Below are 12,820 nucleotides of genomic sequence, written 5' to 3'. Positions count from 1 at the left end.
TGGCTAATCACATGAGCAGTGAGTCCATACGATATTTGTGTGAAGAACTTAATTCAACAGAAACAGTATTTCCGGGCACAAATCTGCGACTGGTTTACGAACTGGTATCTTAACAAATTCCACGAGGTCAGGAGGTCTGACGTTGCAGCAACAAAGGCGTAAAGGCTTCCTGGCGCATTGGAGCAAAAACCGAGTTTTCATTTACAGGCACAGGTGTCAGGTGGATTGGCACAAAGGGGACAAATAAGGGTAAGGCAAAGATATACATAGATGGGGTGTATACAGGGGTAATGGCAGACCAATATAGCCCGGTGTCCAAATATCAACAGATTATTTATCAGAAGATGAGGCTTTTACCAGGCAGCCATACTATTACTATTGAGGTCTCAGGTTTGAAAAACCCAAGCGCTACAGGGCACAATATAAGTATAGATGCCTTTGAGATAGTGCCGTAATTATGCAGAGAAGAAGAAGCAGGATTGGTCATGTCAGATTAAACTTTTGCTTCCTTTGCATCAAAAATAATCGCTGGAACCGAAATACTTGGGGCCTTTGCGATTCGTTCTGAATTTTCCAGTGTCTTTATAATCCAAAAAACCTATGGATTCACGTTTTCACGGGAATGACGACTTTTGCAAGAGCCTCTTATATTTAGCCCATGTAGTGTCTGTTTTTATAGTTCCTGACCTGGTTTTATTCCCACATCACGCAATGCCTGTTTTAACAGTTTTGTAAGCTCTAATTCTGATGCCCAGTATTGAAGATATTCCATATCCAGTAAACTTTGCTGTACCTTCAAAACACCTACAACATCATGCCATTGGCGATCAGATATACATCCTCCCATACGATACCAGTCCAGTTTGTTGAGAATAATATCCTCAGGAGACGCAAGGTAAAATTCGACTGATGCCTCCTCCTCATCCAAGCTATCTTTTCTTCGTCTCTTGAAAGATTCTTTGTGATAAAGCCCTTCTTTAAGGATAAAAACATCCACTTTGAGCATAGTTTCAAGATGGATCAGATTGAATGAAGCACGGTTTTTAATTGCCTCCAGAATCATTTCTTCGTCAATGTAATAAGATGCTTCAAGCATTGTTACCAAAGAATGCACATGCTGGTTTTTTAAGTCTGATACCATGTCTACATCCAAAGTTGCGCGGGCTATACCGTAAGCAGAACTGGCAACAGAACCTCCGATATAATAGTAAACGCCTAAATTTTCAAAGGCTTCAATTACAGGTTTTATAGCGGCTAATATGTCCGGAGGTTTCATAATGCCTTTTGATCCAGATATTCACGGAGACGATCAGATAGCTCAGTTCCGTAATGATAAGCAATAAAGGTCAATATTAATTCTCGCTCATTTAATTTCGGATTCGCCCGCTTGATTGCTTTTCTTGAAAGCTGAATGATGCTCTGAGAAAACGAACGTGTGCGGGATACTCTCTTCGCTATTGTTGCCTTACGAATCAAAGAGATTTGAATATTTTCAGCCTCTGGATATGTATCAATAGATTGCTGCATCATTTTTCCGTACCTCTAACCTCGATGAAAGGCTGCTGATTAAACTTTTGCTTCCTCTGCATCAAAAATAATAGTTGGAACCGAAATCCTTGGGGCCTTTGCGATTCGCTCTGAATTTTCCAGTGTCTTTATAACCCATTGCCCCACGGCAGCCCTTACAACTTTCTCTCCACATCTGGGACATACTCCGGCAGGCACGCCTTCCACAACAATTAGTTCTCCATGAATCCAGAAATCCTGTTTGATATACCTCTCTTGCAAAGGGGTATCGCAAATTTCACATTCTCCGTAATCATATCCTGTAACTCTTGTCTTCATTTTCGCTCCTCCAAAGCATACGTTGTGATTAATAATAGTTTTCCTGTGCTCTTGATTCTGCAAATGACAGCGATCTTTCTTCCGTCTGTTGCAGGGCCAACAACCTCATAACGTGTTCCTCTGGGGTCTCTGGTAAACTTCCGATTTATTTCTCCATTGGTAATGGCCATTTCAATATCTGCAAAAATAAGATTATCATTCGCCAACTCTTCAAAGAAGTGTGGAAGAGCAAATTCATATTCCTGATTCCTTAGTTTTTCTCTAATTACATCAATAATAGCCAATAATAATAACCCTTCTTTTTCCCATTTATTATAGCATAGTCTCTACTTGTGTTAGTCTACAGCCATAACTCTTTGCAAATCACTTTCCCCCCCTCAGCAGCTCCCCAAGCTTTCTTATCTCCTCGCCGTATAGTGCCCAGTCGCCGCGGCGTTGGGCTTCGAGGGCGCGGTTGTAATGGTCTCTTGCTTGTTGGAGTGCCTCTTGGCCTATCTTCGCAACTACCGGCTCTCTGGTAACAGTTCCGGCTGTTTCTTTTTCTGTAGTGACCCTGCCGCCGAACACTGATGACAGAGCAGCATCAAGTGTCTCTTCCATGGCAATGCGGTTTTCATACGCCACGATTACCCTTTTCAGTTCAGGGATTTTGCCGCCTTCGGCACGCAGGTAGATCGGTTGGATATATATGAGGGCTTCTTCAATCGGGATTACCAGGAGGTTGCCTCTGATAACCTCTGACCCTCTCTGATCCCATAGAGAAATCTGGCGGGAGATCTCTGCGTCCTGGTTGATGCGGTTGACAATCTGGGCAGGTCCGTAAACCAGTTTTTGTTTGGGGAAACGATACACCATCAACTGCCCATAAAAATCTCCGTCATTACGCGCTACCATCCATGCTGAGAGGTTGTCTTTGCCTCTGGGTGTAAACGGGATCATTAAGATGAACTCTTCCTGTATTTCACCGGGCAGTTTCATAATCATGTGCCTCATCATAGATGACGTGTCAGTCTGCTTTCCTCCGGCAATAACCGGTATCTGCCACTGGTCTTCTTTGTTATAGAAAATCTGTGCCTCATCCATGTGGTACACAGTATAAAGGGCTGTCTGGTATGCAAACAGGTCTTCTGGATAACGGATGTGTGACCTCAGGTCTTCACCCATCTCATTAAGCGGGAGAAAAGAACCTTTAAAAATTTTTGCATAAGTCCGGATAACAGGGTCTTCTTTGTCGGCAATATAGAACGCCATCTTGCCGTTATATGCGTCAATCACTACCTTGACGGAATTTCTTATGTAATTGAGGCGATTGCCGGTTATAGAACCGGTTGAGTCACCAAGCATTTCGGCATAAGGGTAGCGGTCTGAGGTGGTGTAGGCGTCATATATCCACTTCAACTCCCCTTTTTTGGTGACTACCATATAAGGGTCATTATCCAGTCTCAGGAAGGGCAATGCCCGCTGGACCCTTTCCTCGATATTGCGGTAATACATTATTCTTGAGTCCGGTGTAATATCATTGGACAAAAGGATCTTCAATGACCCGAATCGCATGGCAAACAGGGCCTTACGGAACATGGATCCGATTTGCACTCCACCGGTTCCTTTATATTCTGCAAATACATTTTCATCACCTGAAGGATAGTCAAACTCTTTTGTCTTAGTGTTCACCACTACCCAGTTGCTTGCAAGTTCTCCATAGTATATCTCCGGCCGGCTCACTGAAAGCGATGCCACACTTGATGCCGGAGGCAGGTTTTTTAAAAAGAGCACCGGCAGGCCCTCTGGGGTAACTTCATTGACAGGGCTTAAGGTGAGGCCAAAGCCGTGAGTAAAGGTTAAGTGTTCATTAATAAATGTACGCTGAGGCAGGCTTGCAGGGTTAAGCTCTCTTGGAGAAAGCAGAACCTGGCGGAAGTCGCCGTCAAAACGGTAGCGGTCATTATCAATAGAGATAAAATCATAGTACGTGCGTATTTCCTGCAGTTGGCCGAATGTGTCAAGCAGCGGTTCACGATCCCATAACCGCACATTTTTTATGGTGGAGCGGTTCTTGTTGATGTCCGCCATTGTAAGGACTGCCTCGCCTGTAAGATTGCGTTCTACTATCTTATCCAATGCATAAGCCTTTTGCGTGGCCTCGATATTATGTTTGATAAAGGGTGTTTCTTTGATAAGTTCATTAGGTGCAATAACAAATTTCTGCAGGAGGGCTGGGTAGACCAGACCGCCGATGATGGAGACGAGGGCATAAGAAACAACAGCAAGGACAATGAGGTTATAGCCGGATCTGAATATGTTTATAATCACCAGAATCGCCGCAGCAATTGCAATAAAAATAAGTATCTTCAGAAAAGGGAGCATGGCGTGGATGTCCGTAAATCTCGCGCCGGTAAACGGGCCTGCAGAGCTGTAGAGCAGATAGGGGATTCTGATGGCATAAATTTTATAGGTTGTTAAAACAAACCATAAGGCAAGAAGAATTGAAATGTGCATCTTCGCTGATTTATCTATGAATAAGGACTTCATAATTCCAGCGCCAGTGCCTGGGCCAGGGTAATTGAAGACAACAGCGCCCCGCAGTGCGTAACTCGCTACAGAGCCGATTAGAGATACAATAATAAGCCAGAACCCCAGCCCGACTAAAAGATGAACAAACGGCAGATCAAAAAAGTAAAAAGAAATGTCTCTGCCGAATATGGGATCCTGCACGCCGAACGGTGTTGCGTTAAAATATTTAAGCACTGTTTCCCAACTGCCGGCACCGGCCAGTCCTGTGAATAATCCAAGTATAAGTGATACAGGAAAGGCGAATGTATTAATGAATCTTGTCAGATCCATCTTTTTCACCATGCCGGTCTCCGCCCCGCCGCCTTGCGGCATCCGGACAATCAACGGCTTTGACACAACAAGCCGTTTCGCCAGCGAGAGGTTGAAGTAGATGATGACAAAGCTCAGAATACCAACGCCCAATCCCATAAATATCTTTGTAATAAGGATTGTGCTGAAAATATTACTGAAGCCGATCTCCTGAAACCAATACCAGTCCGTCAGCAGACCGAGGAAGTTGGGTACTATAAAAATAACCAGCAATATAACGCTGTAGATGATGTATGAAATAAGTTTTTTTGAGATCATTGAGGCATTATACACAACATGGCATCATTAGTCGAATGTTATAGAATGAGGTTAAATTTAAAGTTCTAACTTTATTTTTTGTTTTTATTAAGCTACTATAACTATGAAATCGTGAAAAGAAATAACAGACAATTTAAACAGGAGGCGTTTATGAGTATTTCTCCAAATATAGCAAAGGCATTATCTGACATTACAGGTCAACCCAAAGTGGAACTGGCTATTCACGATATTATAAGAGATGCTGTGGAACACCGTCTGGAAAAAATCCATTCTGAGATTAAGAGGCTTGAAGAAAAATACCTTATGCCTTTCAAAGAATTTGATATGAAATTCCAGTCAGAAATGATACCTGATCAGTTCAGTTACTCTGTTGAAAAAGATTATTTAGAATGGGAAGGTCTTGTATCCCGTAAGGGTAAGCTCGAAGAAATATTAAAATATATTCTATGAATATATCCGAATTTTCTCAAGAGATAATAGAAGCCTGTTCATTATGTTACTTTATAACAGGATTTGAAACTCTTCTGTATGAAGACCCGGTGATAAAAATCAGGGCAAACATAGATAATAACACTTTTATCGAAATATTCTTTAACTCTGAGACGGACAAACATTCATTTGCACTGATCAAAAATGATAAGAGAATATACGGAGTGGACAATACCAGGAACTGGCATCTTCATTCATTTGAAAATCCGGAGGCTCACCTACCGCATCAACCGACATCTTTTCATGATTTCATAAAACATTTGGAAGAAAATAAGACTAAATGGCTTTAAGCCTGAAAATATAGCATTTCCAGAAACATTCCGTTGTCCTTGTTTCATAGGCGGTCATTATCCAGTGGTTTTGTTTTTCCTCTCTTATAGGCCTATAGGACTCCATCAGTATTCTTGAAAAATTGTTCTGACATCCTGCTAATGGCTTTCAACGAACCGGATACTTGTTACCGCACATGACAATATAATAGAATGATTCGTGTTGACTTGATTGGAGTTGATGTGTAATATCTATCTCGTTGCAGGCATATCCAACATAGAATATTCTTCAACCTAAACAAGGCAATTCCAGTTATAACAATAAGCGAAGATATAACACAGGAGGAAGTCTGATGGTAAAAAAAATACTCGCATGTCTGATTATATTATTAAGTATCAGCAGTGTTCTATATGCAGCAGAGAAAGGGGTGAAAGGCCGTTCGGGTGACCTTTTCAAGGCACTGGAGGGAGAAGAGAAGGCACGCACACCGGATAAAGAGGAGATTCCTCCAAAAAAGGATGAGCTTAAGACTGATCGTAAATCCGATACAAAGCCTGATGAGAAACCTTCTGTACTTCCGCAGGTTCGTTATCTCTCTGAGTCTCAGTTGAAACAGGTGAAAGAGCTTGAAGGGGTATCAAGGAAGGGCATAGAAAATATTGGTGTATGGGAAGATATTCACTCCCCAAGGGTTATCCAGTTTGACCTTGCAGGAGATGAAGTGAAAGGGAGTAATAGAATTGAGAATGGGTTAAAACTGATAGCAAAGTATGGAACCTTACTGAAAGTATCTGATACAAAGACACTGAGACCGGTAGCGTCTCCTGAAATGCGGGGCGATTGTTCTATATTGCGGTTCCAGCATGTTATTGATGATGTACCGGTGTGGGGTTCAGGTCTTTCATTGATTGTTAGAAATGACGGCAGCACGTCAGGCATTGCCGGACGCTATATTCATGACGCAAATGTCAAATCAATTAAACCCTCTATATCAGTTGAAAAGGCGCGTAGTCTTGCATTCAAGTCATTAAATCCCAAACAGGCCGGTGAGTTAAAAGGAGGTCTGACTATCCTTTCCCATCATAATCTATCGGGGCCTGATAAGAAGGATATTCTTGCATGGCATTTTATTATAGAAGATAAGCGGTCGGGTATGAGGAATAACCTTTTTGTTGATGCAACTAACGGGAATGTTACTATAATCCCTGAACTTATCAGAGACGGACAGAGGGGAGAGACAGTGTCATGCACGCCGCATGTGGATGGAATCCCAAGGTATCATATCAGTGAACAGACAGGGGTTCCGGATTATTACTCCTTTGTCCATTTTGGCGGACTTGACCTTAATTTCGGGAAAAATGATGTCCTTCCTCAGGAGGTAGTTTATAAATTCCTTGAGGAGTATCCGGCTATCTTCCTTACAGGCGATCCACGGAAGCAATTAAAGATTAGTAAGGTAAAGCGTGACATGTTCGGCAATTTTCATATTACTACTGAACAGAAGTACGCTGATATGCCTGTATTCGGGTCAGGACTCAATTTTGATGTATCGCCCGACAAAAAGCTGTTGTCTGTAACAGGGAATTTCGTTCCTCAACTATACCTCCCTGCAGAGCCTTCAGTACAAAAGCCTGAGGCTTTTAAGTCGTTGTATAAACAGATAGCATTAAGTAATTGCAAAGAAAACTGTAATGACCCTGTTAATATAAATAATATCGTGAACGCAATGGAGAATCAGGTAACTACAAATAATACTGAGGTTGTTTCTGAACTCGGAATATTCCCCGGAAAGATTGTTAAAGGATACAGAGGAGAAAAGCCCCTTGAGAACAGGCTGTCATGGAAGATAGCCGTCAATGGCTGGCTTGGGTATGTGGATGCACTTAATGGTAATGTACTTTACAGCTACCGGACTATTGAGTCGGAGACACCCCGTGTATATAATGCCGGAGGCAGTGCTGAGGTGCCGTATATGAAGAATAGTTATATGACAGGTCAGGCACAGGAGGCGAATTATAATAATGATACAGAGGCTAAAGCGGTAAGAGATTCTCTGAATGGTGCATTCAGGTATTTTGTAGATGGGCAGCGAAATGGACTTTTCCCTATTGTGTACGAAGGGAGTCCGCCGTGGGATCCGAATGGGGGAAGCCTGCCTGCAATAATAAACCTCGGCGACATAGCAACAGACCTCTTTAGCCAGGGAACAACGTGTGCAGGTCGAACTTCCAATGCTCACAGTGTACCGGGATTTGGACCTGTACCTAGCTACCTTGGTTTCTGTCCCAATCTTGGGAATGGCTCTGACGTGGTGACACATGAGCTATTCCATGCCGTAACAAGGGAGACTGCAAATCTGACTTATGCAGATGAATCCGGTGCACTCAATGAGTCATACTCTGATGTCTTTGGGGAGTTGGTATATCTTAATGCAGCTACCCCATGGATTCATGGTGAGGTATGGGCGTCTGCAGCGGTTAATCTCCCTGGTGCTCGGAGGAATATGAGAAATCCAGGCGCAGCAGGGTTTTCAAACCAGCCAGGTACTATGGATGGTGATTGCTACAGGGGTTCAGCATGTCTTACCAATTTCGCAAATAATAATAATAATAATGACGACGCAGGGGGAGTGCATATTAATAGCGGTATCCCAAACAGGGCCGCAGTCCTGCTCTCTGACAGGGTTGGTATGGATAAAGTCGCTGCCCTGTATTTCTATGCACTGAATTTTTATCTGCGTAACTGGTCAGGTTTTTCAGACCAGATGATCGGTGTATTTAACTCCTGTCAGACATGGATTAATTCTGATGTCAGCAGCCATACATTTAATGATGAGCTGACAAACAGAGACTGCAGTGCAGTGCTGTCTGCCTTTCAGCAGGTCGGAATTGCCCCGAATATTGAGTCCGGATGGTGGAATCACCCTGCAGGGTTATTAGGCTCTGATGGTGATGATACATGGTTCAGAGGCACGAGGCTTTACAATGGATGTAGTGTTCAGGATGTCAGGATAAGGGTTCAAACCCCTACAGGTGAGAATGCTGCGGACTCAGGCAATGGGTATCGTTATAACTACCACGGTGACTTTGGGGTCAGCCTTGACCCGCAGGACTGGCATCAGGGAGGGGAAGACCTTGAGATGAAGATACACTGGTGGCAGAACAGCTTCCGAAGCGTTACATATCTGCCATTACCGGTATTAGCTCTTGGTCCGGGTTTGACGGATAGCGGTCAATGTTATACACCGATTGGTACTGAGATTATTCCACCACTTGTTTCCGAATGGAATGAACATCTATATAATCCATTTCATGCAGACGATGTTGACGTTGTCAGACCATCCGGATGGGATGCAACAAGGATGTTACCACCACGGTGTACTGTTATAAAGGCAGTCCTACAAAAAGAAACAGATGATGGACGAATAGAAACGCTTAGGACCGAGGATGGAGACGCATCCGGTGCATACATAAGAGATAGTTATACATCATATACAAGCGGCACAGACCTTACCCTTGGAGTACGCTGGTGGACGTCCTTTGATCTTACTCCGTTGGTAGGCGGGCCACGGAATATAAAATACCGGGCTGCCTATACTATTTCACAACCCTTTGGGGTGGATTGTACAGTCAACTACAGGTAAGGTTATTTGTTATACGTGGTAATTTTTTAAGGAATTTCGAGTGATCTGTCATGAGCCTTCGGTTCACAAATGGTAATGAAAATTAACCACAGAGACACAAGAGGCACAGAGAAAAGATTTGAGATTTATAAATAAAAAATCTCTGTGTCTCAGTGCCTCTGTGGTTAAAAATGAGATTTTCGAATGAACCGTCATGAGCCTTCGGCTCACAAAGGTACATGAAAATCAGCGGGACAGGAATGTCCCGCCTATCCTCGTAGATATGGATAGGCGGGGTTTTCTTACCCCGCCGGAGGAGATTTTCGAATGAACCGTCATGAGCGGGGCGCTCACAAAGGGGGATGATAATGAGGCTCAGGATGAAACAACCCCACCCTCACCCGGCCCCTCTCCCTGAGGGAGAGGGGGCTATATTGATTCCCTCCCCTTCAAGGGGAGGGGTAGGGTGGGGATGGGGTTGATTTTCGAATGAAATATTACCTTATATCTGCAATAATTTTGCTGCTTGTTCTAATTACACCGTTTGAGGCAGTGGCGGACGAGCTGATAAATAAAGGGGACTCTATAAATCTTGAAAAGTGTATGGAGATTGCTTTATTAAGGCACCCCGGTATTATTGCATCAAAGAATACGGTCAATGCCAATCAGGGAAGGATAGGACAGGCGTCTGCAAATTACTATCCGCAGTTGAACTGGTCAGCAGGTTATAAGAGGTTATCTGCAGAATCTAAGACTACTCCATCAGGTACAAATACAGCAGATACTAATCAATATACAAGCAGTCTTTCCCTTAATCAGAATATCTATGATTTCGGAAAAACGTCTTCTCAGGTTACTATTCAGGAATTGAATCTGGAGTCCTCGCGTTCAGACCTTGAGAATATATCAGAGCAGGTATTATTAAATGTCAAAAAGTCGTATTACGGAGTATTGCAGGCCCGCAGGAACAGGGGTGTTGCTAATGAGACGGTTAAACAATTTGAACAGCATCTTGAACAGGCAAAGGGTTTTTACGAGGTCGGCACAAAACCCAGGTTTGATGTTACAAAGGCGGAGGTTGATCTGAGCAATGCAAGGCTGGGCCTGATCAAATCTGAAAATGCACTTAAAATTGCCGTTGCAAACCTCAATAATGCAATAGGGCTTCCAGATGCACCGGAATATAGTATTGAAGATAATCTCACATTTCAAAGCTTCCCGATAACCTTCGAAGAAGCACTGTCAGAGGCATACAAATACAGGCCTGATATAAGGTCAATCAGTGCAAAGGTACGTGCTGCGGAATACTCCATTGATCTTACTGAGAAAGGATTTTATCCGCTAATAACAGGTAATGCTGCATATAATTGGACAGGAGAGAGTTTGGGTTCCATTAATGACAATAAGAGCTGGAACATAGGAGCAACCCTTTCATTTCCAATATTCAGCGGCTACTCCACAACATATCAGGTAGAGGAATCATCCGCAAACCTGAGTGTCTTAAAGGCAAATGAAGAATTATTACGTCAGAACGTATTCCTTGAGGTACAGCAGGCATATCTAAATCTGCATGAGGCAGGGGAGAGGATACCTGCGGCAGAGCTGACAGTAAGGCAGGCAGAGGAAAACCGGGATATAGCAAAGGGGAGGTATGATGCCGGTGTCGGCAGCCCTATTGAGGTTACAGATGCAGAGACGGTATTAACCAATGCAAAGACAACCTATATACAGGCCCTCTATGATTATAAGATTTCGCAGGCAAACATTGAGAAGGCCATGGGGAAGAGCAGAAGTAAGAAGTTAGATGATAGAAGTTAGAAGCAAGAAGGTAGAAATAAGATTGCTGATGAACCCTCATGAGCCTTCGGCTCACAAAGGATGATGAAAATGAGGCTCAGGATGAAACAACCCCACCCTCACCCGGGCCCTCTCCCTGAGGGAGAGGGTGCTTAGTTTTTATCCCCTCCCCTTCAAGGGGAGGGTTAGGGTGGGGATGGGGTTTCATAAATGGCCATGAAAATCAGCGGGACAAGAAAACCCCGCCTATCCTCAATCTATATGTGGATAGGCGGGGTTTTCTTACCCCGCCGGAGAGGATTCTTGGATGAAAAAGATACTGATTGTAATTATTATCGTTCTAATTGCCGGTGCAGCAGGACTATTTCTATTCAAAAATAATTCCAAAGAACAGAAGTTCAGAACTGCAAAGATATTAAAGGGTGACATACAGGAGGCTGTTACTGCAACCGGGACGGTAAATGCCGTAACCACTGTCCTTGTGGGGACTCAGGTCTCAGGGACAATAAAACATATCTACATTGATTTTAATTCACCGGTTAAGAAAGGTCAGCTCATAGCAGAGATAGACCCTTCTGTATTTGAGGCACAGGCAGAGCAGTCAAGGGCAAATCTTCTTTCAGCAAAGGCAAATCTGGATAAGGCTGAGGCTGCACTTACTGATGCTAAGCGGACTTTCGACAGGAATAAAGAACTATTTTCAAGAAACCTGATTGCAAGGGGTGAAAAGGATACGGCAGAGACCAACTATGAAACAGCAAAGGCACAGATTGGTGTTGTGAAGGCACAGATAGTACAGGCTGAGGCCGCACTTAAAATTGCTGAGACAAATCTTGGTTATACAAAGATAGTTTCTCCTGTGGATGGGACTGTTGTATCACGTAATGTAGATGCGGGTCAGACGGTTGCCGCAAGTTTTCAGACCCCGACGTTATTTACCATTGCACAGGATTTAACCAGGATGCAGATAGATACCAGTGTGGATGAGGCCGACATCGGCAAGATAAGAAACGGACAGGGTGCGGAATTTACAGTAGATGCTTATCCTGAGACTACTTTCAAGGGCAGGGTCTTCCAGGTAAGGAATGCCCCTGTTACTGTGCAGAATGTGGTTACGTATGATGCTGTAATTATGGTCAGTAACCCTGAGCTAAAACTCAAACCAGGCATGACTGCCAATGTATCAATAATCACAGCACAAAAGAAGGATGTCGTAAAGATACCGAATGCAGCATTGCGGTTTAAGCTGACGGAAAATGGAAAAGCAAAAGATACCGGCAGGCGGGAAGAAAAGGGGCCCGGAGTATATACATTGGAAAAGGGAAATGCAAAACGTGTAAAGGTTGCGACAGGTATCAGTGATGGAAATTATACGGAACTCAAAGCCGGTGGGATAGGAGAAGGACAAGAGGTAATAGTAGAATCAATAGCCGTGAAAAACCAGAAACAGGCTGAGCAGAGGCCGAGGTTCTTCTAAAGTAACCACAGATAGCATCCCTCCCCTTTACAAGGGGAGGTTAGGTCAGACCTCCTGAACTCGGCAAAACGATCCTTGATGGTTGAGTAGTCGCTAACCTATTGTAATAATTTTATTAATATCTTCCCATAGTCAAAACATTTTACGCTGTTTGTTCATAGTGTAAGATTCTGTTATGATCC

The 12,820-nt window shown here is 43.5% G+C and carries 11 protein-coding genes; 6 read left to right on the top strand and 5 right to left on the bottom strand.

The features are described from left to right. Positions 1 to 290: 290 nt before the first annotated feature. Positions 291 to 455 (top strand): hypothetical protein, encoded by a 165-nt coding sequence (locus HZA08_10975; protein MBI5193948.1) that lies wholly within the window; start codon positions 291 to 293, stop codon positions 453 to 455. Positions 456 to 673: 218 nt separating this feature from the next. Here the strand turns inward: HZA08_10975 and HZA08_10970 are convergent, their stop codons facing one another. The 5 genes from HZA08_10970 to HZA08_10950 form a co-directional block, all read right to left on the bottom strand. Continuing rightward, on the bottom strand, positions 674 to 1,276 hold the full coding sequence (locus HZA08_10970; GenBank protein MBI5193947.1) for a hypothetical protein: 603 nt from the start codon (positions 1,274 to 1,276) through the stop codon (positions 674 to 676). Then, on the bottom strand, positions 1,273 to 1,530 hold the full coding sequence (locus HZA08_10965; protein ID MBI5193946.1) for a hypothetical protein: 258 nt from the start codon (positions 1,528 to 1,530) through the stop codon (positions 1,273 to 1,275). Before HZA08_10965 ends, HZA08_10970 begins: the two co-directional genes overlap by 4 nt. A gap of 36 nt (positions 1,531 to 1,566) precedes the next feature. Continuing rightward, entirely contained in the window at positions 1,567 to 1,845 is a 279-nt protein-coding gene (locus HZA08_10960; protein ID MBI5193945.1) for a YgiT-type zinc finger protein, read from the bottom strand. Further along, a complete protein-coding gene (locus tag HZA08_10955; GenBank protein MBI5193944.1) occupies positions 1,842 to 2,129 on the bottom strand; it encodes a DUF4258 domain-containing protein in 288 nt (95 codons plus the stop codon). Before HZA08_10955 ends, HZA08_10960 begins: the two co-directional genes overlap by 4 nt. 79 nt (positions 2,130 to 2,208) lie before the next feature. Beyond that, positions 2,209 to 4,983 carry a UPF0182 family protein gene (locus tag HZA08_10950; protein MBI5193943.1) on the bottom strand — a complete coding sequence of 925 codons (2,775 nt, stop codon included), beginning with the start codon at positions 4,981 to 4,983 and terminating at the stop codon, positions 2,209 to 2,211. A gap of 150 nt (positions 4,984 to 5,133) precedes the next feature. On the opposite strand from HZA08_10950, the gene HZA08_10945 reads away from it, so the two are divergent. From HZA08_10945 to HZA08_10925, 5 genes are all read left to right on the top strand, one after another. Next, the gene (locus HZA08_10945; GenBank protein ID MBI5193942.1) at positions 5,134 to 5,433 is read left to right on the top strand and encodes a hypothetical protein; all 300 of its coding nucleotides are present in this window, start codon (positions 5,134 to 5,136) and stop codon (positions 5,431 to 5,433) included. Further along, positions 5,430 to 5,762, top strand: coding sequence for a hypothetical protein (locus HZA08_10940; protein MBI5193941.1), 333 nt, complete (start codon positions 5,430 to 5,432; stop codon positions 5,760 to 5,762). Before HZA08_10945 ends, HZA08_10940 begins: the two co-directional genes overlap by 4 nt. A gap of 332 nt (positions 5,763 to 6,094) precedes the next feature. Next, positions 6,095 to 9,385 carry a M4 family metallopeptidase gene (locus HZA08_10935; GenBank protein MBI5193940.1) on the top strand — a complete coding sequence of 1,097 codons (3,291 nt, stop codon included), beginning with the start codon at positions 6,095 to 6,097 and terminating at the stop codon, positions 9,383 to 9,385. A 468-nt stretch (positions 9,386 to 9,853) separates the two neighbouring features. Then, entirely contained in the window at positions 9,854 to 11,182 is a 1,329-nt protein-coding gene (locus HZA08_10930; protein ID MBI5193939.1) for a TolC family protein, read from the top strand. A gap of 286 nt (positions 11,183 to 11,468) precedes the next feature. After that, positions 11,469 to 12,638 (top strand): efflux RND transporter periplasmic adaptor subunit, encoded by a 1,170-nt coding sequence (locus HZA08_10925; GenBank protein MBI5193938.1) that lies wholly within the window; start codon positions 11,469 to 11,471, stop codon positions 12,636 to 12,638. Positions 12,639 to 12,820 lie beyond the last annotated feature (182 nt).

The organism is Nitrospirota bacterium (assembly GCA_016212215.1).
GTDB lineage: Bacteria > Nitrospirota > 9FT-COMBO-42-15 > HDB-SIOI813 > HDB-SIOI813 > JACRGV01.
This window is presented reverse-complemented; position numbering and strand designations above follow the sequence as displayed.

Bases quoted from the DNA above. Each gene is read 5' to 3' on its own strand.
- HZA08_10975 (MBI5193948.1), top strand. From the start codon at position 291: ATGGCAGACCAATATAGCCCGGTGTCCAAATATCAACAGATTATTTAT.
- HZA08_10970 (MBI5193947.1), bottom strand. From the start codon at position 1,276: ATGAAACCTCCGGACATATTAGCCGCTATAAAACCTGTAATTGAAGCC.
- HZA08_10965 (MBI5193946.1), bottom strand. From the start codon at position 1,530: ATGATGCAGCAATCTATTGATACATATCCAGAGGCTGAAAATATTCAA.
- HZA08_10960 (MBI5193945.1), bottom strand. From the start codon at position 1,845: ATGAAGACAAGAGTTACAGGATATGATTACGGAGAATGTGAAATTTGC.
- HZA08_10950 (MBI5193943.1), bottom strand. From the start codon at position 4,983: ATGATCTCAAAAAAACTTATTTCATACATCATCTACAGCGTTATATTG.
- HZA08_10945 (MBI5193942.1), top strand. From the start codon at position 5,134: ATGAGTATTTCTCCAAATATAGCAAAGGCATTATCTGACATTACAGGT.
- HZA08_10940 (MBI5193941.1), top strand. From the start codon at position 5,430: ATGAATATATCCGAATTTTCTCAAGAGATAATAGAAGCCTGTTCATTA.
- HZA08_10935 (MBI5193940.1), top strand. From the start codon at position 6,095: ATGGTAAAAAAAATACTCGCATGTCTGATTATATTATTAAGTATCAGC.
- HZA08_10930 (MBI5193939.1), top strand. From the start codon at position 9,854: ATGAAATATTACCTTATATCTGCAATAATTTTGCTGCTTGTTCTAATT.
- HZA08_10925 (MBI5193938.1), top strand. From the start codon at position 11,469: ATGAAAAAGATACTGATTGTAATTATTATCGTTCTAATTGCCGGTGCA.